At 67.5% G+C, this 21,216-nt stretch carries 24 protein-coding genes; 14 read left to right on the top strand and 10 right to left on the bottom strand.

Annotated elements, in window-relative coordinates; genetic code table 11:
* Positions 1 to 19 precede the first annotated feature (19 nt).
* The gene (locus ACS5PN_RS28785; protein ID WP_119041643.1) at positions 20 to 673 is read right to left on the bottom strand and encodes a response regulator transcription factor; all 654 of its coding nucleotides are present in this window, start codon (positions 671 to 673) and stop codon (positions 20 to 22) included.
* Positions 674 to 699: 26 nt separating this feature from the next.
* The gene (locus ACS5PN_RS28780) at positions 700 to 2,112 is read right to left on the bottom strand and encodes a sensor histidine kinase (RefSeq protein WP_439467451.1); all 1,413 of its coding nucleotides are present in this window, start codon (positions 2,110 to 2,112) and stop codon (positions 700 to 702) included.
* A 113-nt stretch (positions 2,113 to 2,225) separates the two neighbouring features.
* Between ACS5PN_RS28780 and ACS5PN_RS28775 the strand changes: the two genes are divergently transcribed.
* The gene (locus ACS5PN_RS28775) at positions 2,226 to 3,194 is read left to right on the top strand and encodes a PhoH family protein (protein ID WP_439467450.1); all 969 of its coding nucleotides are present in this window, start codon (positions 2,226 to 2,228) and stop codon (positions 3,192 to 3,194) included.
* A 192-nt stretch (positions 3,195 to 3,386) separates the two neighbouring features.
* Complete coding sequence (gene ybeY, locus ACS5PN_RS28770) at positions 3,387 to 3,833, top strand: rRNA maturation RNase YbeY (RefSeq protein ID WP_439467449.1); 447 nt, start codon at positions 3,387 to 3,389, stop codon at positions 3,831 to 3,833.
* A gap of 5 nt (positions 3,834 to 3,838) precedes the next feature.
* Here ybeY and ACS5PN_RS28765 read toward each other — a convergent pair whose 3' ends face one another.
* The gene (locus ACS5PN_RS28765; protein WP_439467448.1) at positions 3,839 to 4,945 is read right to left on the bottom strand and encodes a magnesium transporter CorA family protein; all 1,107 of its coding nucleotides are present in this window, start codon (positions 4,943 to 4,945) and stop codon (positions 3,839 to 3,841) included.
* 4 nt (positions 4,946 to 4,949) lie between these two features.
* A complete protein-coding gene (hemB, locus tag ACS5PN_RS28760) occupies positions 4,950 to 5,966 on the bottom strand; it encodes a porphobilinogen synthase (RefSeq protein ID WP_439467447.1) in 1,017 nt (338 codons plus the stop codon).
* 371 nt (positions 5,967 to 6,337) lie between these two features.
* On the opposite strand from hemB, the gene ACS5PN_RS28755 reads away from it, so the two are divergent.
* From ACS5PN_RS28755 to ACS5PN_RS28730, 6 genes are all read left to right on the top strand, one after another.
* Entirely contained in the window at positions 6,338 to 6,766 is a 429-nt protein-coding gene (locus tag ACS5PN_RS28755) for a CopD family protein (protein ID WP_439467446.1), read from the top strand.
* A gap of 11 nt (positions 6,767 to 6,777) precedes the next feature.
* The gene (locus ACS5PN_RS28750) at positions 6,778 to 7,878 is read left to right on the top strand and encodes a VanZ family protein (protein WP_439467445.1); all 1,101 of its coding nucleotides are present in this window, start codon (positions 6,778 to 6,780) and stop codon (positions 7,876 to 7,878) included.
* Between the two features lie 14 nt (positions 7,879 to 7,892).
* A complete protein-coding gene (locus tag ACS5PN_RS28745; RefSeq protein ID WP_439467444.1) occupies positions 7,893 to 8,219 on the top strand; it encodes a (2Fe-2S) ferredoxin domain-containing protein in 327 nt (108 codons plus the stop codon).
* On the top strand, positions 8,216 to 8,839 hold the full coding sequence (locus ACS5PN_RS28740) for an alpha/beta hydrolase (RefSeq protein WP_439467443.1): 624 nt from the start codon (positions 8,216 to 8,218) through the stop codon (positions 8,837 to 8,839). The genes ACS5PN_RS28745 and ACS5PN_RS28740 overlap by 4 nt, the downstream gene beginning before the upstream one ends.
* A 9-nt stretch (positions 8,840 to 8,848) precedes the next feature.
* A complete protein-coding gene (locus ACS5PN_RS28735) occupies positions 8,849 to 9,994 on the top strand; it encodes a D-alanyl-D-alanine carboxypeptidase family protein (RefSeq protein WP_439467442.1) in 1,146 nt (381 codons plus the stop codon).
* Positions 9,995 to 10,151: 157 nt separating this feature from the next.
* Positions 10,152 to 10,436, top strand: coding sequence for a DUF493 family protein (locus tag ACS5PN_RS28730; protein WP_439467441.1), 285 nt, complete (start codon positions 10,152 to 10,154; stop codon positions 10,434 to 10,436).
* Here ACS5PN_RS28730 and ACS5PN_RS28725 read toward each other — a convergent pair whose 3' ends face one another.
* Positions 10,437 to 11,066 carry a tetratricopeptide repeat protein gene (locus tag ACS5PN_RS28725; protein ID WP_439467440.1) on the bottom strand — a complete coding sequence of 210 codons (630 nt, stop codon included), beginning with the start codon at positions 11,064 to 11,066 and terminating at the stop codon, positions 10,437 to 10,439.
* A 56-nt stretch (positions 11,067 to 11,122) separates the two neighbouring features.
* Between ACS5PN_RS28725 and lipB the strand changes: the two genes are divergently transcribed.
* Complete coding sequence (gene lipB / locus ACS5PN_RS28720) at positions 11,123 to 11,791, top strand: lipoyl(octanoyl) transferase LipB (protein ID WP_439467439.1); 669 nt, start codon at positions 11,123 to 11,125, stop codon at positions 11,789 to 11,791.
* Positions 11,792 to 11,793: 2 nt separating this feature from the next.
* Complete coding sequence (lipA, locus tag ACS5PN_RS28715; protein WP_439467438.1) at positions 11,794 to 12,759, top strand: lipoyl synthase; 966 nt, start codon at positions 11,794 to 11,796, stop codon at positions 12,757 to 12,759.
* On the opposite strand, the gene ACS5PN_RS28710 is transcribed toward lipA, so the two are convergent.
* The 4 genes from ACS5PN_RS28710 to ACS5PN_RS28695 form a co-directional block, all read right to left on the bottom strand.
* Positions 12,760 to 13,743 (bottom strand): N-acetylmuramoyl-L-alanine amidase-like domain-containing protein, encoded by a 984-nt coding sequence (locus ACS5PN_RS28710; protein WP_439467437.1) that lies wholly within the window; start codon positions 13,741 to 13,743, stop codon positions 12,760 to 12,762.
* Positions 13,744 to 13,819: 76 nt separating this feature from the next.
* Entirely contained in the window at positions 13,820 to 14,305 is a 486-nt protein-coding gene (locus ACS5PN_RS28705) for a TlpA family protein disulfide reductase (protein ID WP_439467436.1), read from the bottom strand.
* 22 nt (positions 14,306 to 14,327) lie between these two features.
* Entirely contained in the window at positions 14,328 to 15,476 is a 1,149-nt protein-coding gene (locus tag ACS5PN_RS28700) for a hypothetical protein (RefSeq protein WP_439467435.1), read from the bottom strand.
* 140 nt (positions 15,477 to 15,616) lie between these two features.
* The gene (locus tag ACS5PN_RS28695) at positions 15,617 to 16,855 is read right to left on the bottom strand and encodes a CaiB/BaiF CoA transferase family protein (RefSeq protein ID WP_439467434.1); all 1,239 of its coding nucleotides are present in this window, start codon (positions 16,853 to 16,855) and stop codon (positions 15,617 to 15,619) included.
* A gap of 47 nt (positions 16,856 to 16,902) precedes the next feature.
* On the opposite strand from ACS5PN_RS28695, the gene ACS5PN_RS28690 reads away from it, so the two are divergent.
* Genes ACS5PN_RS28690 through ACS5PN_RS28680 form a run of 3 tightly spaced genes read left to right on the top strand, consistent with a single transcriptional unit; the run spans position 16,903 to position 18,068 of the window.
* Entirely contained in the window at positions 16,903 to 17,394 is a 492-nt protein-coding gene (locus ACS5PN_RS28690; RefSeq protein WP_439467433.1) for a hypothetical protein, read from the top strand.
* Positions 17,395 to 17,403: 9 nt separating this feature from the next.
* Positions 17,404 to 17,802, top strand: coding sequence for a PTS sugar transporter subunit IIA (locus tag ACS5PN_RS28685; protein WP_439467432.1), 399 nt, complete (start codon positions 17,404 to 17,406; stop codon positions 17,800 to 17,802).
* Positions 17,799 to 18,068 carry an HPr family phosphocarrier protein gene (locus tag ACS5PN_RS28680; protein WP_056194300.1) on the top strand — a complete coding sequence of 90 codons (270 nt, stop codon included), beginning with the start codon at positions 17,799 to 17,801 and terminating at the stop codon, positions 18,066 to 18,068. The genes ACS5PN_RS28685 and ACS5PN_RS28680 overlap by 4 nt, the downstream gene beginning before the upstream one ends.
* Positions 18,069 to 18,073: 5 nt before the next feature.
* Here the strand turns inward: ACS5PN_RS28680 and ACS5PN_RS28675 are convergent, their stop codons facing one another.
* On the bottom strand, positions 18,074 to 18,883 hold the full coding sequence (locus ACS5PN_RS28675) for a GNAT family N-acetyltransferase (RefSeq protein ID WP_439467431.1): 810 nt from the start codon (positions 18,881 to 18,883) through the stop codon (positions 18,074 to 18,076).
* 114 nt (positions 18,884 to 18,997) lie between these two features.
* On the opposite strand from ACS5PN_RS28675, the gene ptsP reads away from it, so the two are divergent.
* Positions 18,998 to 20,773, top strand: coding sequence for a phosphoenolpyruvate--protein phosphotransferase (gene ptsP, locus ACS5PN_RS28670; protein ID WP_439467430.1), 1,776 nt, complete (start codon positions 18,998 to 19,000; stop codon positions 20,771 to 20,773).
* The last annotated feature ends 443 nt before the right edge of the window (positions 20,774 to 21,216 follow it).

Genomic DNA, 21,216 nt, shown 5'->3' with positions numbered 1-21,216 from the left:
CAGGTCCATCCCCAAGCCATTAGTTTCTGCCGAACAACCCGAGGCGCTGAGCCTCCAAGGCGGCTTCCGCACGCGAGCTCACGTTGAGCTTGCGGTAGATCTGCTTCACATAGTCGGCAATGGTGTGACGCGACAGGCCCAGCTGCACGCCGATCTCCGGCAGCGTGAAGCCCTTGGCCACGCGCAGCAGCACCTCGGTCTCGCGGTCCGTCAGCGAGACTTCGTGCAGCAGGGCCTGGGAGCTCGGCTTGACTTGGGCGGCGAAGTAGGCAATGACCTTGCGTGCGATGGACGGCGACAGCGGCGGTTCGCCTTGGCTCATGCGTTGCAGCTGCTCGACCAGCAGCTCGCGCGACTGCTCCTTCAGCAGATAGCCGAAGGCGCCGGCCTGCAGGGCAGGGAAGAGGTGCTCGTCGTCGTCGTGGATGGTGACGATGACGGACTGCACCTCGGGTTGCTTCTCGCGCAGCGCGGCAATCACCTCGACGCCGGAGCCATCGGGCAGGCCGAGGTCGAGCAGCGCCAGCGTGAAGCGCTGGCCGTTGACCAGGGCGAGGGCGTCCTGGACGCGCGAGCATTCGGTGATCTGGGCGTTGGCGAACACCTGCTTGACCAGGGCCTTGAGCCAGGCGCGGATCTCCGGGATGTCTTCGAGCAGCAGGATGTGGTTCATGGGGGACCTCGGATTCAGGGCGCTGTTCAGAGCGGAATGGTCAGACGGATCACAGTACCCCAGCCGGGGCCGGATTCAACCAGGCATTGGCCATGCATCTGCTTGGCGCGTGATTTCATGCTCGCCATGCCGTGGCCTCTGTCCAACCGTCCGTCGAGTTCGGTGGGAATGCCCTGGCCGTTGTCCTGGATGGTCAGGATGAAGTCGCCATCCTGCACCGCACTCGAAATCGTCGCATGGGTGGCGCCGCTGTGCTTGATGATGTTGGACACCGACTCGCGCAGGATGCGCGTCGTCTGCACATAGGAGCGGGCCTGGAAGGTGTGCTCGATGTCCTCGGCCGGCGACTTCCATTCGGCCAGGATGTTGGCCTGGCCCAGGCGCATCACGACTTCCGCCCGCCAGTCGCCCAGCGCGTCGATGAGGTGCACCGGCTTGCCCGTCAGGCCGCGCACCGACAGGCGCATCTCTTCCAGCGCCTCGCGGGCCAGCGTGGAGATGCGGTCGGACTCGCTGGTGTGGACGATGGTCAGCAGTTTGGCACCGAGGTCGTCGTGCAGGTCCGCGGCAATGCGCTTGCGCTCGCGCTCGGTGACCTGTTCGAGCTTCTGTTCGGCCAGCTGGCTGTGGCTGCGCTCGACCTCGGCGATGCGTTCGTTCATGCGCTGCTCGATCGCGGCGATGTGTCGCTCGGCTTCGACCCGCGCGTGGGCGACGCTGTTCACCAGCTGCAGGCCCAGGCCCAGCATCAGCATCGGCAGCATGAGGTTGAGCCAGGGCGCGGCCGTCGTCCACAGCGATTCGCTGGTGGCCGCCAGCAGCCGTTCGGCGAGCAGGGCGGCCATGGTCGGCAGCAGCAGCACCGCCATCAGCATGAACTCGCGCGACTGGGCCTCGTCGCCGCCGTCCTTCAGCCGTTGCCGGCGCAGCCACAGTGCCCAACCCATGGCGGCCACCAGCTCCAGGCTCAGCACCGCCTGCCAGATCGAGCCGAGGAGGCCGACCTGGCCGCCCGTCAGCAACAGGCTGGCCGGCACGACCAGGCACTGGATCAGCAAGGCATGGTCGATCCAGCTGCGTTTCCAGTTCATCTGGCGCAGCAGGTATTGCACGCCGCACAGCACCAGCAGGGTCAGCAGCAGCGGCCGCAAGCCAGCGGCGCTGGGGGCCGCGGCGGCGCGCAGCACCACCCAGCTCAGCATCATGCCGATCAGGAAGCTGGCCGGCCGCTCGCGGTGGTGCAGGCTGGAGACCAGGCCGATGACGGTGGCCATCAGGGCCAGCATGGCGGCCACCCAGCCGCGCACGGTGGCCGTCCAGTCCGGTCCGGCCAAAGCCTGGGCCTGGGCGGCGACCGGGCTGAGCAGGGCCGCGGACAGCAACAGAAAAAGGGGCAGGCGCCGAGCCCTGGAGGCCCTCGGCGCGATCGGTGACGTCATGGGGCGGCATTGTGCGTGAGCGCCCACGGGCCACGGGCCGGGAATGCACCAGCGGGGCGCTTCTTTGCACCGCAGGCGGCGACAATCCGCGACCACTTTCGTTTCAGCCCATCGTGATCCTGCGCTTTTCCCTAGAACCGGTCGACAACACGCGCCTGGCCCGTGTCTGCGGCAGCCTGGACGCCCATCTGCGCGAGATCGAGGCGGCCTTCGGCGTGAAGATCACGCGCCGCGACGGCGAGTTCCGCGTCAATGGCGCCAAGGTCGTTGCGGAGCGCGTCCAGGGGCTGCTGGAAGGGCTGTACGAGCGCGCCCGCCGACCGCTGTCGGCCGAGACGCTGCAGCTGGCCCTCGTCGAGGCCCAGGCGCCGGCGGCCGGGTCCGCGCCGGAACCCGGCGGTGACGGTCCCCTGGTGCTGCGCACCCGCCGTGCCGATCTGTCGGCCCGAACGCCGCGCCAGCACCAGTATCTGCAGCAGATCCTGTCCCACGACATCACCTTCGGCCTCGGCCCTGCGGGTACCGGCAAGACCTTCCTGGCAGTCGCCTGCGCGGTGGACGCGCTGGAGCGTGCCGCGGTGCAGCGCATCATCCTGACCCGCCCGGCGGTCGAAGCCGGCGAGCGCCTGGGCTTCCTGCCGGGCGACCTGACGCAGAAGGTCGACCCCTATCTGCGCCCGCTCTACGACGCCCTCTACGACCTGCTCGGCTTCGACCGGGTCACCAAGGCCTTCGAGAAGGGGCAGCTGGAGGTCGCGCCGCTGGCCTTCATGCGCGGCCGCACGCTGAACCATGCCTTCGTCATCCTCGACGAGGCCCAGAACACCACGCCCGAGCAGATGAAGATGTTCCTGACTCGCATTGGCTTCGGCAGCCGTTGCGTCGTCACCGGCGATACCAGCCAGATCGACCTGCCGCGCGGCACCCAGTCCGGACTCATCGACGCCGAGCATGTGCTGGCCAGGGTCAAGGGCATTGCGATGACGCGCTTCACCAGCACCGACGTCGTGCGCCACCCGCTGGTGGCGCGCATCGTCGAGGCCTACGAAGCGCGCGCCAAGCGTGAAGCGAGAGAAGCGTGAAGCCCCTCGTCCAGCCGCACACCGCTGAACGCGGTGCGTCTGACCGGTCCCCCAGGGGGACGGCGATGCTCGCGGCGTCGAGCCGCGAGCAGATCGCCAGCGCGGGCCGGCTCGGGAGCGGCCCAGCGCTCGGCCCGCAAGATGTTGGATTCACCCATCGCATCTGCCGCGAATGCGGAATGGAAAACTGAGATGTCCAAGCCTGAGCTGAGCCTTTCGCTCCAGTTTGCCGACCCGCGCCATCGCGCCCTGCTGCCGCGTCACAAGGTGCAGCGCTTCATCCGCGCCGCACTGGAGCTGCCGGGCGAGATCGCCGTGCGCATCGTCGACGCCGAGGAAGGGCGCACCTTGAACCGCGACTTCCGCGGCAAGGACTACGCGACCAATGTGCTGACCTTCGACTACGCCCACGAGCCCGTCGTCGGCGCCGACCTCGTCATCTGCGCCGAGGTGGTGGAGAAGGAGGCCGCCGAGATGGGCATCCCGCTGCTGGACCACTATGCCCACCTGCTGGTGCACGGCACCCTGCACGCCCAGGGCTATGACCATGAGGCCGACGACGAGGCCGAGTGCATGGAGGCGCGCGAGACCGAGATCCTGGCCGGCCTGGGCTTCGCCGATCCCTACATGAAGCGCTGAGCTGGCTAGCGGCTGCTGCTCAGATAGCGCTTGCGGCGGAACAGGAACCACAGCCCCAGCGCCACGGCCACCATCAACAGGGCCGCATCCCAGAAGCCGTTGGCGTTCTTGATCAGCGGCATCCACTCGAAGTTCATGCCGAAGATGCCGGTGATGAGGTTCAGTGGCAGGAAGATGGCCGTCAGCACCGTCAGCGTGCGCATGATGCTGTTGGTGCGGTGACCCAGGGCGCTGAAGTGCATCTGCACGGCCGATTCAGCCGACGACTCCAATCGGCGCACATGCGTCAGCACCCGCTCCACATGCTCCAACACGTCGCGTGAGCGCACCCGCAACAGCTCGCGCTCGCGGGTCGCATGCGGATCGCCATCGGCCGGCCATTCGTCCAGCGCGTCTATCCACTCCTGGATGGCGGCGCGCTGGTCTTCGCAGGTGTCTTCCAGCCGGTGCAGGGCATCGCGGCTTTCCAGCAGCAGCGGCCAGTCGTCGAACTCACTGCTCTGGTCCAGCAGCACGCGCTGCAGGGTGCCGAGCTGGCGGGTCAGCAGGCGGCGCAGCTCCAGATAGCTGTCCACCATGTGGTTGACCATGCGCAGCATCAGGTCGGCCGGGCTGGCCGGCAGGCGCGCGCTGCCGCGGGCCGGCGCCTTCTCGCGCCCTTCGATCAGGCGGTCCAGCTTCTGGGCGAAGAACTCGCGCACCTGGCAGTCGGTGGGGTGAACGGTGACCAGCACGCGGTCGAAGACGGCAAAGCCGACGGGGCTGGTGTCGATGGCGCGCAACGCGCGCTGGGCCGAGGCCAAGGTGCCGTGCTCGTCGTCGACGAAGAGGTCCTGGCTGCCCGGTGCCGCGGCCAGGCGGCGGAACACCAGCATGTCGTACCAGGACGTGTAGTCGAAGTGCGAGGGCAGCTGGTTGTTGATCAGGTCGGACACATGCAGGTCGACGATATTGCCGCAGCCCCAACGCGCCAGCGCTTGCTGGGCCGCCGCCTCGCCAACTTCGAACTCGCGCCGGCCATAGCCCAGCCACAGGAAGCCACGCTCGGGCAGGACTTCGGGCAGGGCGGTCAGCTCCTGGAAGCTGTCCTGCTGGATGTGGAAGACCCGCACGCGCTCAACCCTTCTTCAGCAGCCGGGCAGCGTCGAGTGCAAAATAACTCAGCACGCCATCGGCGCCGGCGCGCTTGAAGGCCAGCAGCGACTCCATCATGACGGCGTCATGGTCCAGCCAGCCGTTGGCGGCGGCGGCCTTGACCATGGCGTACTCGCCGCTGACCTGGTAGGCGAAGGTCGGCACGCGGAACTCGTCCTTCACGCGGCGCACGATGTCCAGATAAGGCATGCCTGGCTTGACCATGACCATGTCGGCCCCTTCGGCCAGGTCCAGGGCCACTTCACGCAGGGCTTCGTTGCTGTTGCCGGGGTCCATCTGGTAGGTCTTCTTGTCTGCCTTGCCGAGGTTGGCAGCCGAACCCACGGCGTCGCGGAAGGGGCCGTAGAAGCTGCTGGCGTATTTGGCGCTGTAAGCCATGATGCGCGTGTGAATATGGCCGGCGGCCTCGAGCGCCTGACGGATGGCGCCGATGCGGCCGTCCATCATGTCGCTGGGCGCGACGATGTCGACGCCGGCCTCGGCCTGCACCAAGGCCTGCTTCGCGAGGATCTCGACGGTCGGGTCATTCAGGATGTAGCCGCTCTCATCGATGACGCCGTCCTGGCCGTGGCTGGTGAAGGGATCCAGGGCGACGTCGGTCAGCAGGCCGAGCTGCGGGAAATGCTTTTTTACCTCGCGCACCGCGCGCGGCACCAGCCCGTTCGGGTTCAGCGCTTCGGCGCCGTCGGGCGTCTTCAGCGACGCCTCGATGACGGGGAAAAGGGCGATGACCGGCACGCCGAGTTCGACGCATTGCTCGGCCGTGCGCAGCAGGTGATCCAGGCTCTGGCGCGACACGCCGGGCATGGACGCGACGGCGTCCAGGCGGTTCTCGCCCTCATGGATGAAGACCGGCAGGATGAGGTCGTTGGCGCTCAGCGCATGCTCGCGAACCAGGGCACGCGTGAAGGCGTCGCGGCGCAGTCGGCGCGGGCGCGCCGCGGGGAAAACGGGGGCGGAAAAAACAGTGCGGGACACGTCGGATCCTCAGGCTGCGGGGGGTGCGGCCCGGCGCGTGATGGTTGACACATCCCGACGTCATTTATTCGTGACGTCACCGCTCAAGCGCGCTAAACTGGTCCGCGAATGATAGCCGCAAGGTGGTCGTTCCCTGCTTTTCCTCCCTGAGCAGGAGCCTTAGCGTGATGACAGCGATAAGGCTTTACCGGCCCCGGTCTTGAACCGGGGCTTTTTTTTGTTGGTCACGTGGCACATGCGCCTCGCCAAGCGAGCCGCTCGGCGCAGATGCGCCGGGGTCCTGCGGCCCATGCTACGAGGCCCATCCGCGTCACCTGGGGTGCCGCGAGGTCGACGGTTCGATGACGGCTGGTGCTGCCCATAATGGCCGCATGCTCTGGGTCAAAGCCTTTCACATCGTCTTCGTCGCCGCCTGGTTTGCCGGCCTGTTCTACCTGCCTCGCATCTTCGTGAACCTGGCCATGGTGCCGGCCGACAGCCATGCCGAACGTGAGCGCCTGCTGTTGATGGCGCACAAGCTGCACCGCTTCAGCAGCATCCTGATGGGCGTGGCCCTGGTGCTCGGCGTGTGGCTGCTGGTGGGCTGGGGCGCCAGCCGGTTTTCGGGCAGCTACTGGCTGCACGCCAAGATGCTGCTGGTCGTCGCCGTGATCGGCTACCACCATATGAACCGCCGCCTGCTGCGCTGCTTCGAGACGCTGTCCAACAAACGCAGTCATCGCTGGTTCCGTGTCTACAACGAGACCGCCGTCCTGCTCTTCGCCGCCATCGTCGTGCTCGTGACGGTCAAGCCCTTCTGAAGAGGCCGACCGTGCGTCGCCGCCAAAGTTCCGCCACCTGGCTGCTGCTGGCCCATATCGGCCTGGTCATCTACGCCAGCCTCTATCCGTTCTGGCCCTGGCGTTGGCCTCCCGGCATGGGGCTGCCCTGGCTGTTCGGCCTGCCCTGGCCGGCGCGCTTCTGGGCCTTCGACGTCGAGTCCAACCTGATTGGCTACATCCCGCTGGGCCTGCTCGGCTTCGCAGCCGCCATGCGCTCGGGCTGGGGCCTGCGCGGCGGCCTGTTGCTGGGGCTGCTGCCCGGCCCGCTGCTGTCGTTTGCGATGGAGACGCTGCAGTTCTTCGTGCCCGGCCGCGTGCCCTCGCTGTCGGACTGGGCCTTGAACACGACGGGCAGCACCCTGGGTGCCGCCTTCGGCCTGGTGCTCAGCGCCCTGGGTGGCCTGGAGCGCTGGGAGGATGTGCGCGACCACTGGTTTGGCGCCAGCAGCGCGCCGGCCCTGGCCCTGCTGCTGCTGTGGCCGCTGGCCCTGCTGTACCCGACGCCGCTGCCCTTTGGCCTGGGCCAGTGGCTGCCCTGGTGGCGCGAGATGCTGCTGGACGCCCTGACCGGCACGCCCTGGGCCCTGAACTGGGGCGACGCGGTCACCATCGAGCATGAACTGCCGCCGGGCCTGGAGGCGCTCGCGATCGCGCTGGGCCTGCTCGCACCGGTGCTGCTGATGATCACCGTGGCCCGCCCGGGCCTGCGCCGCCTCGCTCTGGCCGGTGGCGCCGTGCTGCTGGGGCTGCTGGGCACGGCGACGTCAACGGCCATGGCCTTCGGGCCCGACCATGCCTGGGCCTGGCTCAGCGAGGCGACGCGGCCCGGCGTGGGCCTGGGCGTCATGTTGGCCCTGCTGGCCTGCCTGCTGCCCTCGCGGGTCGCCGCGGCCTTGGGGCTGTTCGTGCTGTGCGCCCTCGTCGGCCTCATCAGCCTGGCGCCCAGTGACCCTTATCTGACGCTGAACATGCAGGCCTGGGAACATGGCCGCTTCGTCAACCTCTATGGGCTGACGCGCTGGGTGGCTTGGACGTGGCCTTTCGTTGCACTCGTCTGGCTGGCCGCCCGCCTCGTGCAAAAACCCCGGTGAGACAATCCACAGCGATGAGTTACTACGAGCGCCACGTCTTCTTCTGCCTGAACCAGCGCACCAATGGCGAGGCCAGCTGCGGCGACCATGACGCGCAAGGCGCCTTCGACCACTGCAAGTCCCGCGTCAAGCAGCTCGGCCTGGCCGGCAAGGGCGGCGTGCGGATCAACAAGGCGGGTTGCCTGGACCGCTGCGCCGGCGGCCCGGTCGCCGTCGTCTACCCCGAGGCCGTCTGGTACTCCTGGGTCGACAAGAGCGACATCGACGAGATCGTCGAGAGCCATCTGCGCGACGGCCAGGTGGTCGAGCGCCTGGTGCTGCCGGATTCCGTCGGCCGATGAACTCGCAAACCGAGAAGCGCCTCGTCCCCGGCCCCGCCGGCCAGATCGAGGTGGCCATCGACCTGCCACCCGACGGAGCGACGCCGGCCGGCACGGTGCTGATCTGCCATCCCAACCCGACCCAGGGCGGGACCATGGACAACAAGGTCGTCCAGACCCTGGCCCGGGCCTTCATCCACCTCGGCTGGCGCGCCGTGCGCTTCAACTTCCGCGGCATCGGTCAATCCGAAGGCGGCTGGGACGAAGGCCGCGGCGAAGTCGATGACGCCCTCGCGGTGCTCGACGCCGTGCTGCCGCCCGGTGAGGCGCTGATCCTGTCGGGTTTCTCCTTCGGCGGCTACGTCGCATCGCGTGCTGCCCAACGTGTGGCCACACCGGCACGCCGCCTCGTCCTGGTCGGCCCGGCCACCAGCCGCTTCGACACGGCCCCCGTGCCGGCCGACACCTTGGTCATCCATGGCGAGGTCGATGACGTTGTGCCCCTGCAGGCCGTGCTCGACTGGGCGCGGCCGCAGAGCCTGCCCGTCACCGTCGTGCCCGGCGTGGGCCATTTCTTCCACGGGCAGTTGCCGCTGCTCAAGTCTCTCGTGGTGCGCGCCTTCGATCCGGCGCGGGCCTGAACAGAATCGATGAAACGACTGATCGCTTCGCTCCTCGCTTCCCTCGCCCTGGCCGTCCAGGCCCAGACGCCCCAGCCGCCCGAGATCGCGGCGCGCAACTATGTGCTGATCGACCTGACGACGCACAAGACCCTGGCCGAGCGCGATGCCGACGTGGCCCTGGACCCGGCGTCGCTGACCAAGCTGATGACGGCCTATGTCGTCTTCGGCGCGCTGAAGGAAAAGAAGCTGACCTTGGAGCAGACCCTGACTGTGTCCAAGCGTGCCTGGGACGAGCGCAAGGGCGACCCTTCGCTGATGTTCATCGACACGACGATGACACCCAAGGTCGATGAACTGCTGCGCGGTCTCATCATCCAGAGCGGCAACGACGCCGCCGTGGCCCTGGCCGAAGGCGTCGGCGGCACGGTTGAGAGCTTCGTGCAGCTGATGAACCGCCAGGCCCAGGCCTGGGGCCTGAAGAACACCGAGTTCAAGAACGTGACCGGCATGTCCGAGCCCGGCCACAAGACCAGCGCCCGCGACATCGCCGTCGTCGCCGCCCACATCATCTCGGACTTCCCCGAGTACTACGGCTACTACTCGCAGCGCGACTACACCTTCAACAAGATCCGCCAGGACAACCGCAACCTGCTGCTGCGCCGCGACCCGACAGTGGATGGCATGAAGACCGGCTTCACCGAAGCCGCCGGCTACTGCCTCATCGCCAGCGCCAACCGCGACTTCCCCAATGGCAAGCGCCGGCTGTTGTCCGTCGTCATGGGCACGTCGTCCAAGGAAGCCCGCGCCAGCGAAAGCCAGAAGCTGCTGAATTGGGGCTACACGGCCTTCGATGCTGTCAAGATCTTCGATGCCGGCAAGGCCATCGCCACCGTGCCGGTCTGGAAGGGCGAGTCCAAGGAAGCCAAGCTCGGTGCTGCCGACGCCATCTATGTCGCCGTGCCCCATGGCGACGCCACCAAGCTGCAGACCCAGGTCGAGCGCACCGACCCGCTGGTCGCGCCGCTGAACAAGGGCCAGCGCGTCGGCATCCTGCGCGTGACGACGGCCGCCGGTGCACCGGTGGCCGAGGTGCCGCTGATCGTGCAGGAAGCCGTGCCCGGCGCCGGCCTGCTCGGCCGCGCCTGGGACTCGCTGCGCCTTTGGATCAAATGAACGAGCCCCTCGCCCAGTCGCGCAGCGCTGAACGCGCGCGCACCTGGTCGGTCCCCCTGGGGGACGGCGATGCTTGCGGCATCGCCCAAGCGGGCCGGCTCGGGAGCGGCCCAGCGCTCGGCCCGGAATGCCTTGGGATCACTGAAGAGACGTTGCCATGAACCTGCCACCCGACATCCCGCCTGAACAGTCGCTGATCGAGTACCCCTCGCAGTTCCCGATCAAGGTCATGGGCGCCCACGTCGAGGGCTTTGTCGACGCCATCGCCCATGTGGCGCGCCAGTTCGACCCGGCTTTCGACGCCTCGACCATCGAGCAGCGCCCCAGCAAGGGCGGCAACTACCTGGGCCTGACCATCACCGTCACGGCTACCAGCCGCGAGCAGCTCGACGAGCTCTACCGCACCCTGACCACGCATCCCATGGTCAAGGTCGTGCTCTGATCAGCTGGCCGCCTCGGCGTCCCGCAGCGCCTTGAGCTTGGCCTTGGCGGCGTCGTCACCGTTCTTCGCGGCCACGTCGTACCAGTAGCGCGCCAGCCGCGCATCGGCCTCCACGCCCGAGCCGGTCTCGAACATCGAGGCCACGATGTACTGGGCGCCGACGTCGCCAGACTTGGCGGCCTCCAGATACCAGCGGTGCGCCTGGGCCAGGTCCTGGGCCCGGCCGCGGCCGAGGAAGTAGCAGGTGGCCGTGGCCAGGGCGCCGTCGCCATTGCCCTGTTCGGCAGCGCGTTCGAACCAGCCGCAGGCGGCTTTCGCGTCGAGCCTGCCGTGGCGGCCCTGCTCGATCATCTCGCCCAGCGCGTTCTCGGCCAGGGCCAGCTTCTGCGCCGCCGCGCGCTGCAGCAGCTGCCAGGCCTTGGCGTCGCTGGCGCCGGGCAACTCCCTGCGCAGATTCATCATCGCCAGGTTGAACTGGCCCAGGGCCTCGCCGCGCTTCGCCGAATCGGCAAAGCCCTTGGCGGCGACTTTCAGGTCGCCCTCGTCATAGGCGGTCAGGGCCTCGGACAAGGTGGCGGCCTGCGCCAGCGAGGCGGCGAGGAGCAAGGTGGCAATCAGTGGCGTCTTCATCGGGTCGAGTCGTCTTGGATAAGCGAAGGCTTACAGCGCCTGCCTATGATGCCCGCATGATCGTCAAGACTCTCGGGCGGGTGGATTACCTGCCCACGCTGGAGGCCATGCGCACCTTCACGGCGGCACGGGACGCGGACACGCCCGACGAACTCTGGCTGTGTGAGCATCCGCCCACTTTCACGCAAGGCCTGGCCGGCAAACCCGAGCATCTGCTGGGGCCGGGCGACATCCCCGTCGTCGCCACCGAGCGCGGCGGCCAGGTGACCTATCACGGCCCGGGCCAGGTGACGGCTTACCCGCTGGTGGACATGCGGCGCCTGGGCATCTTCGTCAAGGAATACGTCTTCCGCCTGGAGACGGCCCTGATCCAGACCCTGGACAGCTATGGCGTGACCGGCCTGCGCGTCGGCGGCGCGCCGGGCATCTATGTGCGCCCGGCCGACCCCGGCGGCCACGCGGCGCTCAGCGGCCCGATGCAGGGTTTCGCGGGCCTGGCCAAGGTCGCTGCCCTGGGCATCAAGGTCAGCCGCCACTGCACTTATCACGGCCTCGCGCTCAATGTTGCGATGGACCTGGAACCCTTTCTTCGCATCAACCCGTGCGGATACGAAGGGCTGGAAACCACGTCTCTCGATAAACTCGGGGTTTTCACCGACTGGTCGACCGCGGCCGGCCGGCTCGCCGAGCGACTCTCGGCTCAATTCGAAGTCAAGACGCCCTGACCATGTCCGACACGACGACCTACGACCCGACGATCAAGCAAAAGGCCGAGGCCAAGACCTCCCGTATTCCGATCAAGATCGTGCCGGCCGAGGTGCTGAAGAAGCCCGACTGGATCCGCGTCAAGGCCGGCTCGCCGAGCACCCGCTTCTACGAGATCAAGCAGATCCTGCGCGAGCACAAGCTGCACACCGTCTGCGAGGAAGCCAGCTGCCCCAACATCGGCGAATGCTTCGGCAAGGGCACAGCCACCTTCATGATCATGGGTGACAAGTGCACCCGCCGCTGCCCCTTCTGCGACGTCGGTCATGGCCGGCCGGACCCGCTGGATGTCGACGAGCCGCTGAACCTGGCCAAGACCATCGCGGCGCTCAAGCTCAAGTACGTCGTCATCACCAGCGTCGACCGCGACGACCTGAAGGACGGCGGCGCTGGTCACTTCGCCGAGTGCATCACCAAGGTCCGCGAACTGAGCCCCACGACGCAGATCGAGGTTCTGGTGCCCGACTTCCGCGGCCGCGCCGACCGCGCGCTGAACATCCTGAAGGCCGCGCCGCCGGACGTGATGAACCACAACCTCGAGACCGCGCCGCGCCTGTACAAGGAAGCGCGCCCGGGCTCGGACTACGAGTTCAGCCTCAACCTGCTCAAGCGCTTCAAGGAAGAAGTGCCGGGCGTGCCGACCAAGAGCGGCATCATGGTGGGCCTGGGTGAGACCGACGACGAGATCCGCCAGGTCATGCGCGACATGCGCGTGCACAACATCGACATGATCACCATCGGCCAGTACCTGGCGCCTTCGGGCCACCATCTGCCGGTGCGCCGCTATGTGACGCCGGATGCCTTCAAGCAGTTCGAGAAGGAAGCCTACGAGCTGGGCTTCACGCACGCGGCCGTCGGCGCCATGGTGCGCTCCAGCTACCACGCGGACGAGCAGGCCCACGCGGCACTGAACCCGACCGCCGCCTGATCAGGAGCGCTTGGGCCGGGGCTGCGGCGCCATCGGCGGCGGCTCCGGCGCGTCGTTCAGGCGCAGGAACTTGAAGCCCGCCAGCTGGGCCTTGTTCTGCCCGGCCTGGCGCGCATCGCGCTCGGCCATGCGGGCGATGAAGCCCTGCAGCGTCTCCTCGCGCACCTGCGGTTCGGCCGAATGCAGCAGGTGGCGCGAGCCGTCGGCGCCGGTGACGATCAGCCCGACATGCGAGGCCCAGGATTCGCCGCCGCGGCTGGAGATGATGTTGACGAAGTCGCCGTCCTGCAGCTGGGCTTCGATGGCCGCGACGTCCTGCTTGGCGACATAGACGTCGTCGAAGTTCTGCACCGCGATGTCGCGCTGGACCTTGAACTGCTTCTTCAGAAAGGCCTGGCGGTCGATGCGCTGGCGGTAGGCCTGGGTCGGCGCGCCCAGAGAGGCCGTGACGTCGGTGACCAGCCAGCGGTTGGCCAGATTCCAGTCGGCCTCGGTGTAGTGGTTGCGCGTGGCCACGCCGATGACACCGTCGCGGTAGCGGATGCGCTGCAGCACCCAGAAGAACTCCGCCCAGGACGCGCTGAGCGCCATCGCATAGGTGTGCTCGGCAAAGACGACGCAGTCGCTCTTGCCCAGGTCGAACAGCGGCTGGGCGTCATCGATCTCGTAGGGAAACTCGCCCAGCAGGAAGAGCTCGTAGGGCTGGCCGAGGTTCTTGCGCGCTAGGGCTGCGATGCGCTGGCGCAGCTTCGGTTGATCCAGCTGCTCGAAGGCCAGGAAGCGGCCGACTTCGGCGGGCTGCATCTTGTAGAGCGGTTTGTTCAGCAGGCTGCCCAACTCGGTGGCGTCCATGCCGACCTTGCGGGCTGATTCCAGCTGGGCGGCCGTAGGCGCGACGCGCGGCGGCTCAGGCGGCGGCGGGGGCTGATGGGCGCAGGCGGCGAGCAGCAGCGAGAGGGCGAGGAGGCCGAGCTTCTTGTGCATCGCCCCAGTGTCAGCCAAGCCGCGCCGCATCGGGCATGACACATCGTCAGGCACCCATAACGGGCGCTCTGCGGGCTCAGCTTTCAGCCAGCAGCTGTTCGATGAGGCCGTGCAGGGCGGCGAAATCAGGTTCGCCGACAAAGCGCTTGACGATCTCGCCGCGCTTGTTGATGAGGAAGGTGGTCGGCGTCATCTGCACCGAGCCGAAGGCCTGGGCGACGGTGCCGGTGTTGTCGATGGCGACGCCGAAGGGCAGCTTGCGCGTCTCGGCGTATTTGGCGACAAAGGCCGGCGGGTCGTAGCTCATGGCCACGGCCACGGTGTCCAGGCCTCGGGCCTTGAACTTGTCGTGGGTGGCGATGATCTGCGGCATCTCTTTCACGCAGGTCGCGCAGCTGGTGGCCCAGAAGTTGACCAGCATGACCTTGCCGCTCCAGTCCCGCGAGCTGGCCTTCTGGCCATTCAGCAGCACGTAGTCGACGGCGGGCGCCTGTTCACGGGCACAGCCCGTCAGGGCGGCGACGCAAACCAGGGCAGCGGCAAGGACGCGACGGGACAGCATGGCGCGGATTCTAGAGAAACCGCTAAACCCTCTTGGCCAGCTCGAACATCAGCAGCGAGGGCAGGGCGTCGGGCAGGTGGCGGCGCGAGATGCGGGCCACGCCGTCGCCGGTGGCCGTGGACAGCTGGGTGCGGTGCTCGCCGTCGAACATCTCGACGAAAGCGAAGTCCGGCGCGTCGCGCATGACGCCGGCGATGAGCTGCAGCAGGGGCTCGCTCATCTGGGCCTCATCGAACAGCATGGCATGGGGCAGGCCTTCGCGGCAGAACTGCTCGGCCTCGGCCACGCTGCCGACCACGTCGACCAGCATGCCCATGTGGCGCACGGCAGCCTGGGCCTCGGCGCGCAGCTCGCGGTGGGCCGACACGATCAGCAGCTGGCAGCCGGCCAGCGGGCGGGAATTGCCGCCCAGGCGCTCGGCCTCGGCTTCCAGCTTGGCGTGGGTGCTGTCCGGCGGCGGCGCTTCGTCGGGGGCGAGCTGGGTGAACTCCAGCGTCAGCAGGGTGATGCCAGCCTCCTGCTCGCGCAGCGGCAGCACGCCCAGGGTGATGGCGGTTTGCTCCAGCAGGCGCCAGGCGAGGGAATCCAGCCCCGGCGTGGGCGCGTGCGGGTCGGCGTCTTCGCTGAGCAGTTCCAGCGAGCGGTGGGCGAAACGGCAGCTCAGGCGGGCCTTGACCGGCCAGGGCGTCAGGTCCAGGCGCAGGTCCACCGAGGAATGCGTGTTGGCCAGAGCCCAGTCCATCAACGCGTTGATGAGGCCAAAGAGGAGGGCGCCGTCCGCCCAGATCTCGACCGGCTTGAGCGACTGGCGCACCTGCACGCCGCGGGCCTGCGTCTCGCGGCTGCGCTGGGCGAGCACGCCGCGCAGCATCTGCGTCAGGTGCTGGCGTTCGCGGTTCAGGCGCAGGCGCCCCGAAGCCAGGCGGGATAGCTGTTGGCCCAGCATGCCGGCCGTGCGGGCGTCCTCAACGCTGCGGCGCAGCATGCGCAGGCCTCGGCGGTCGATCTGGCCGGTGGTGGCGAGGTTCTGGATCTGCTCGAGCGCCGCACTCAGCGGCCCGGCGATCTCGGCGCCCAATTGCTGGACGATGTCCGCCCACTGGACCGGCGTCGGCTCAGGCGTGACATCGTTGGCGGCATTGACTGGCGCTGAAGAAGGCGGTGTAGACATGACCCCGTGGCTGCGGATCCGAGGCGGATGGTTCTAGGTGCTTGGCCCGTCTCGGTACGTGAGCGCATGCTGCGGACAGCGCTCCGCCATCTCCATCCCCCACGCAGGGGGAAACCCTGAGATTGGGGGTGGGTTAGTCCTCACGCAATGACACCGCTGTTACGCCAGTTCGTGATTTCTTCCGCAGAACAGCCGGCTTCTCGCAGCAACTCGTCGCTGTGTTGACCCAACAGCGGCGGCGCGTGACGGTAGGCCACGGGCGTGGCCGACAGCTTCATCGGGCTGGCGATGAGGCGCAGATCGGGCGTCAGGGGATGGGGCATGGGCACCACGGCGCCGCGAGCCTGCGCTTGCGGGTCGGCAAGCGCCTCACCAATGGAGTTGATCGAGCCACAGGGCACCTTGGCGGCTTCCAGAGCAGCCAGCCAGGTGTCGCGCGGGCGCTGGCGGACGGCTTCTTCCAGTTGGGGCACGAGGATGGCGCGGTTGCGCACCCGCTCCGAGTTGGTGGCAAAGCGCGGGTCGGTCGCCCAGTCCGGCCGGCCGGCAATGTCGCAGAACTTGGCGAACTGGCGGTCGTTGCCAACGGCGAGGATCAGATGGCCGTCGCTGGCCTCGAAGACCTGGTAGGGCACGATGTTCTGGTGAGCATTGCCCATGCGGCCGGGCGCCTTGCCGCTGCAGAGGTAGTTGCTGCCCAGGTTGGCCAGCATGGCGAGCTGGGTGTCGAGCAGGGCCATGTCGATGAGCTGGCCCTGGCCGGTGGCGTCGCGGTGCCGCAGGGCGGCCAGGATGGCGACGGTGGCATACATGCCGGTGAAGAGGTCGGAGACGGCCACGCCGACCTTCTGCGGGCCGCCGCCGGGCAGGTCGTCGCGCTCACCGGTCACGCTCATCAGGCCGCCCATGCCCTGCACGGCGTAGTCGTAGCCGGCGCGCTCGGCGTAGGGGCCGGTCTGGCCGAAGCCGGTGATGGAGCAGATGACGAGGCCGGGGTGCTCGGCCAGCAGGCTTTGGGCGTCCAGGCCGTAGCGGGCCAGGTCGCCGACCTTGAAGTTCTCCACCAGCACGTCGACCTGGCCGGCCAGCTTGCGCACGATGGCCTGGCCCTCGGGCTTGGCCAGGTCCACGGCCAGGGAGCGCTTGTTGCGGTTGGCACCGAGGAAATAGGCGGCTTCGGTGGTGTCCTGGCCGTCGGCGTCCTTCAGATAGGGCGGACCCCAGGCGCGGGTGTCGTCACCGCTGACGGGACGTTCGATCTTGATGACGTCGGCGCCGAGGTCGGCCAGGGTCTGGGTGCACCAGGGGCCTGCCAGCACGCGGGACAGGTCCAGCACGCGCACGCCGGAAAGCGCCAGAGGCGCTTGGGAAGAGGGCATTTGTTGCATTGCGGAATTGTCCTCGGGACGCTGCCGATAATTCAGACATGCCTTCCCGCACAACCGCCGGATTTGCCCTAATGCTGATGCTGCTGGCGGCCTGCCAGCCGGCGTTGAACTGGCGAGAGGTCCGGCCGCCCGGGTCCGGCGCCGTGGCGCTCTTTCCCTGCAAGCCCGAGGTCGACCAGCGCCAGGACAAGGGACTGGCCCAATGCGAGGCTGGCGGTGGGCGCTTTGCGCTGTCCTGGGCCGACACACCCGAGCCCACCCAGGTCGGCCCTGCATTGAAGGCCATGCCCCAGGCTTTGGCCGGCAAACTCGGCCAGGCATTGCCGCCTGGTCAGGCTTTGCAGGTGGCTGGCATGACGCCCATGCCGGAGGCCGCCGAATACCGGCTGGCCGGTACAGGCGGCGTCACCCGCGTGGCGGTCTTTGCCCATGGCGGGCGCGTCTACCAGGCGCTGATGACCCTGCCTCAGGACGACGTGGCCGTGTGGGAAAGCTTCCGCGCCGGGCTGGCCATCGAGGCCGCCCGCTAACATGCCACCATGCCCAACCTGCTCGTGATCGCCCACGCGCCGCTGGCCTCTGCGCTGCGGCAGGTGGCCGAGCACACCTTTCCCGACTGTGCGCCGACGCTCACGGTGCTGGATGTCGACACCGGCATGTGTGCCGAAGACGTCGAGAAGGCAGCCCGCGCGCTGATGGCCCAGGCCGACCAGCCCGAATGGCTGGTGCTGACCGATGTGTTCGGTGCCACGCCCAGCAATGGCGCCCAGCGCCTGGCGGGTGAGCAGGTGCAGGTGTTGACCGGCGTCAGTGTGCCCATGTTGTGGCGCACCCTCTGCTATGCCGGCCAGAAGCCTTTGGCCGAGCTGGCGCGGCGCGCCATGCAGGGCTCCATCACCGGCATCGTCGCCACGCCTCCCTTGCCCCCCGACGAATGATCAAGTCCACCCTCACCATCAGCAACAAGCTCGGCCTTCACGCGCGCGCCTCGGCCAAGCTGACCAAGCTGGCCGGCAGTTTCAAGTGCGAGGTCTACATGAGCCGCAACGGCCGGCGCGTGAACGCCAAGAGCATCATGGGCGTCATGATGCTGGCCGCCGGCATCGGCGCGACGGTCGAGCTGGAGACCGACGGCGAGGACGAGCAGGCCGCCCAGGACCAGATCACCGCCCTCGTCAACGACAAGTTCGGCGAAGGTCAGTGAGCTGATCAGTTGCCGGTCAGGCGGCGAAAGCGCGCCGGCAGGTCGGCCGTGCGCAGCAGCAGCGGCAGATCGGCCGTGTTGAAGTCGGGGTCCCAGGCGGGCTCGCCCATCAGCTTGGCGCCGCAGCGCAGATAGCCGCGGATCAGGGCCGGCGGCTCGACGACGAGGTCCTGGCGCAGATGCTCGATGGGCAGCGGCAGGCGCGGGCGCACCTGGCAGTCGATGGGCGCGAGATGGCTCATCGCGATCTGTTTCCACAGGCTGGCCGCGAAATGGCCGCCGTCCCGCATGCTGACGCTGGCGCAACCGATGACGGTGTCCAGGCCGTTGCGGGCCATGAACTCGGCCAGGGCGCCCCACAGCGCAATGATGGCGCCGCCACTGCGGTGGTCGGCATGCACGCAGGAACGGCCGATCTCGGCGACGCGGGAGCGCATATTGCGCAGGCGGGTCAGGTCGAACTCGGTGTCGCTGTACAGGCCGCCGGCGCGCTTGGCGGCGGAAGGTGTCAGCACGCGGTAGGTGCCGATGACGGGACCCGGTTCGCCATCCTCGCCGTCGGCGCGTACCAGCACGTGTTCGCAATAGGCGTCGAAGAGGTCGACATCCAGACCGGCCGGCGCGCCCTTGGGCGTGGGCAGGCGGGCTCCCATCTCGATGGCGAAGACCTGGTAGCGCAGGGCCTGGGCTTCGCGCACCTCGGCCTCGCTGCGTGCCCAGCTCACGCTGAGGCGGGTGGAAGAGGTGCGGCGCTCCGGACGCTGCAGAGTGGGTGCATGCGGCAATGCATGCGTGATGATCAGACTGCGGTTCATGACCCGTCATGCTGGACGGGCGGTTTGACGCTGAGGTGAAGCCCTTATGAAAAAACCATGACGCGGGGGTCTTGCGGCTCAGGCTACATTGGGGATTGATCTGCGGAGGTGCTGATGAGTTTTCAGGTGTTCGGCATTGCGGTCTCGCGTGGCGTGGCGATTGGTCGGGCCGTGCTGATTGCCTCCAGTCGCGTCGACGTCGCCCACTATTTCGTGGCGCCGAATGAAGTCCAGCCCGAGATTGCGCGCCTGCTGCGTGGGCGTGACGCCGTCGTGCTGGAGCTGGAGACGCTGAGGGACGAATTGCCGGCCGACGCGCCTCACGAACTGGCCGCCCTGCTGGACGTGCACCTGATGCTGCTGCACGACGAGGCGCTGACCGGCAGCGCCAGCCAGTGGATCGTCGAACGCCACTACAACGCCGAATGGGCCCTGTCCGCCCAGCTCGAGGTGCTGGCCCGCCAGTTCGACGAGATGGAGGATGACTACCTGCGCGAACGCAAGGCCGACCTGGAGCAGGTCGTCGAGCGCGTGCTGCGGGCCCTGGCCCAGGAGCAGGGCGACACCCCGACACCGGTCACGCCGCGAGATTTCGGTGGCGAGGACCCGCTGCTGCTGGTGGCTGCCGACATTGCGCCGGCCGACATGATCCAGTTCAAGCGCAGCGTCTTCCGCGGCTTCATCACCGATATCGGCGGCAAGACCTCGCACACCGCCATCGTTGCGCGCAGCATGGACATCCCCGCCGTGGTCGGCACGCGTGAGGCCTCGCGCCTCATCATGCAGGACGACTGGGTCATCATCGATGGCGATGCTGGGACGGTCATCGTCAACCCCTCGCCCATCGTGCTGGAGGAGTACCGCTTCCGCCAGCGCCAGAGTGAGTTGGAACGTGCGCGGCTGGCCCGGCTGCGGCACACGCCGGCGGTCACGCTGGATGGTGAACACATCGAACTGCACGCCAATATAGAGATGCCGGCCGATGCCGAGTCCGCTGTCGATTCGGGTGCCACCGGCGTTGGGCTGTTCCGCAGCGAATTCCTCTTCATGAATCGCGACGGCGAACTGCCGAGCGAGGAAGAGCAGTTTGTCGCGTACAGGGCTGCTGTCGAGGCAATGAAGGGCATGCCCGTCACCATCCGCACAGTGGACGTCGGCGCCGACAAGCCGCTGGATCGCCTCACTGTCAATGAGCTGCGCCATGAGCATGTGCTTAACCCGGCCATGGGGCTGCGTGCCATCCGCTGGAGCCTGGCCGAGCCCAGCATGTTCCGCCAGCAGCTGCGCGCCATCTATAGGGCGAGTGCCTACGGCAAGGTCAGGTTGCTGATTCCGATGGTGGCCCATCTCAGTGAGGTCAAGGCGATTCTGGAGATGGTCAAGAAGGTTCAGCAGCAGTTGACCGACGCTGGGCATGCGTACACGCGCGTCGAACTGGGCGTGATGATCGAGATTCCTGCGGCGGCCGTCATGCTGCCGCTGCTGCTGCGCCATGTGGACTTCGTCTCCATCGGCACCAATGACCTCATCCAGTACACGCTGGCCATCGACCGCGCTGATGAGGCGGTTGCGCACCTCTATGACCCTTGGCATCCGGCGGTGTTGCAACTGATCGGCCAGTCCATTGCCCAGGCGCGGGCAGCGGGCAAGGGCGTCAGCGTCTGCGGCGAGATGGCGGGCGACCCTGTCTTCACCGAGCTGCTTCTGGCCATGGGCTTGCGCAGCTTCTCCATGCATCCCTCACAGATCCCGGCGGTCAAGCAGCGCATCCTGCGCGCCGACGCCCAGCGGCTTGCGGCGGCACTGCCCTCCATCATGGACAGCGAGGACCCGCAGGCCACTGCCGAGAAAGAACTGCTGGGCGCCAGGGGTGCCAGCGCCGTTCACTAGGCTGCATATAGGCACCATCGCAGCCATTGGAGCCTCGTGCGGCTCACATATATAAGAATAAGAGCCCAGACACCCGCGTACTTGGTTTGCCTTGCGCGCAGCCTGGGAAGGGCGCCGCAGCAAAGCCGCGTGGCCTTGAATGGCCGGTGAAGACATTAATTCGCCGGAAGTCTTGCGAGAGCCGAAAAACCTGTGCTACAGTCGTGGGCTTCGCTGATCACAACGCAGCGCTTGTCGGGAACGGCAGCTAGCGGTGGAGTGGTTGGAGAAGACGGGTTCTGAGTTGGCGCAAGTTGATTTGGAACCTGGGCGAGCTTGAGAGAGTCGCCGAGTGCTTCGAGAGGTTCTAAAAAGAATTTTTCAAAAGTACTTGACGGCGCTGCGAAAGCAGATCAAAATCTCGCCTCTTTGCTGCTGACGAATGAATCGGAAACGAATCAAAC

This window comes from Roseateles sp. NT4 (assembly GCF_051857475.1).
Classification (GTDB): domain Bacteria; phylum Pseudomonadota; class Gammaproteobacteria; order Burkholderiales; family Burkholderiaceae_C; genus Pelomonas.
This window is presented reverse-complemented; position numbering and strand designations above follow the sequence as displayed.

Coding starts and splice junctions, on each gene's coding strand:
- ACS5PN_RS28785 (WP_119041643.1), bottom strand. CDS start 673: ATGAACCACATCCTGCTGCTCGAAGACATCCCGGAGATCCGCGCCTGG.
- ACS5PN_RS28780 (WP_439467451.1), bottom strand. CDS start 2,112: ATGACGTCACCGATCGCGCCGAGGGCCTCCAGGGCTCGGCGCCTGCCC.
- ybeY (WP_439467449.1), top strand. CDS start 3,387: ATGTCCAAGCCTGAGCTGAGCCTTTCGCTCCAGTTTGCCGACCCGCGC.
- ACS5PN_RS28755 (WP_439467446.1), top strand. CDS start 6,338: ATGCTCTGGGTCAAAGCCTTTCACATCGTCTTCGTCGCCGCCTGGTTT.
- ACS5PN_RS28745 (WP_439467444.1), top strand. CDS start 7,893: ATGAGTTACTACGAGCGCCACGTCTTCTTCTGCCTGAACCAGCGCACC.
- ACS5PN_RS28740 (WP_439467443.1), top strand. CDS start 8,216: ATGAACTCGCAAACCGAGAAGCGCCTCGTCCCCGGCCCCGCCGGCCAG.
- ACS5PN_RS28735 (WP_439467442.1), top strand. CDS start 8,849: ATGAAACGACTGATCGCTTCGCTCCTCGCTTCCCTCGCCCTGGCCGTC.
- ACS5PN_RS28730 (WP_439467441.1), top strand. CDS start 10,152: ATGAACCTGCCACCCGACATCCCGCCTGAACAGTCGCTGATCGAGTAC.
- ACS5PN_RS28725 (WP_439467440.1), bottom strand. CDS start 11,066: ATGAAGACGCCACTGATTGCCACCTTGCTCCTCGCCGCCTCGCTGGCG.
- lipB (WP_439467439.1), top strand. CDS start 11,123: ATGATCGTCAAGACTCTCGGGCGGGTGGATTACCTGCCCACGCTGGAG.
- lipA (WP_439467438.1), top strand. CDS start 11,794: ATGTCCGACACGACGACCTACGACCCGACGATCAAGCAAAAGGCCGAG.
- ACS5PN_RS28710 (WP_439467437.1), bottom strand. CDS start 13,743: ATGCACAAGAAGCTCGGCCTCCTCGCCCTCTCGCTGCTGCTCGCCGCC.
- ACS5PN_RS28705 (WP_439467436.1), bottom strand. CDS start 14,305: ATGCTGTCCCGTCGCGTCCTTGCCGCTGCCCTGGTTTGCGTCGCCGCC.
- ACS5PN_RS28700 (WP_439467435.1), bottom strand. CDS start 15,476: ATGTCTACACCGCCTTCTTCAGCGCCAGTCAATGCCGCCAACGATGTC.
- ACS5PN_RS28695 (WP_439467434.1), bottom strand. CDS start 16,855: ATGCCCTCTTCCCAAGCGCCTCTGGCGCTTTCCGGCGTGCGCGTGCTG.
- ACS5PN_RS28690 (WP_439467433.1), top strand. CDS start 16,903: ATGCCTTCCCGCACAACCGCCGGATTTGCCCTAATGCTGATGCTGCTG.
- ACS5PN_RS28685 (WP_439467432.1), top strand. CDS start 17,404: ATGCCCAACCTGCTCGTGATCGCCCACGCGCCGCTGGCCTCTGCGCTG.
- ACS5PN_RS28680 (WP_056194300.1), top strand. CDS start 17,799: ATGATCAAGTCCACCCTCACCATCAGCAACAAGCTCGGCCTTCACGCG.
- ACS5PN_RS28675 (WP_439467431.1), bottom strand. CDS start 18,883: ATGAACCGCAGTCTGATCATCACGCATGCATTGCCGCATGCACCCACT.
- ptsP (WP_439467430.1), top strand. CDS start 18,998: ATGAGTTTTCAGGTGTTCGGCATTGCGGTCTCGCGTGGCGTGGCGATT.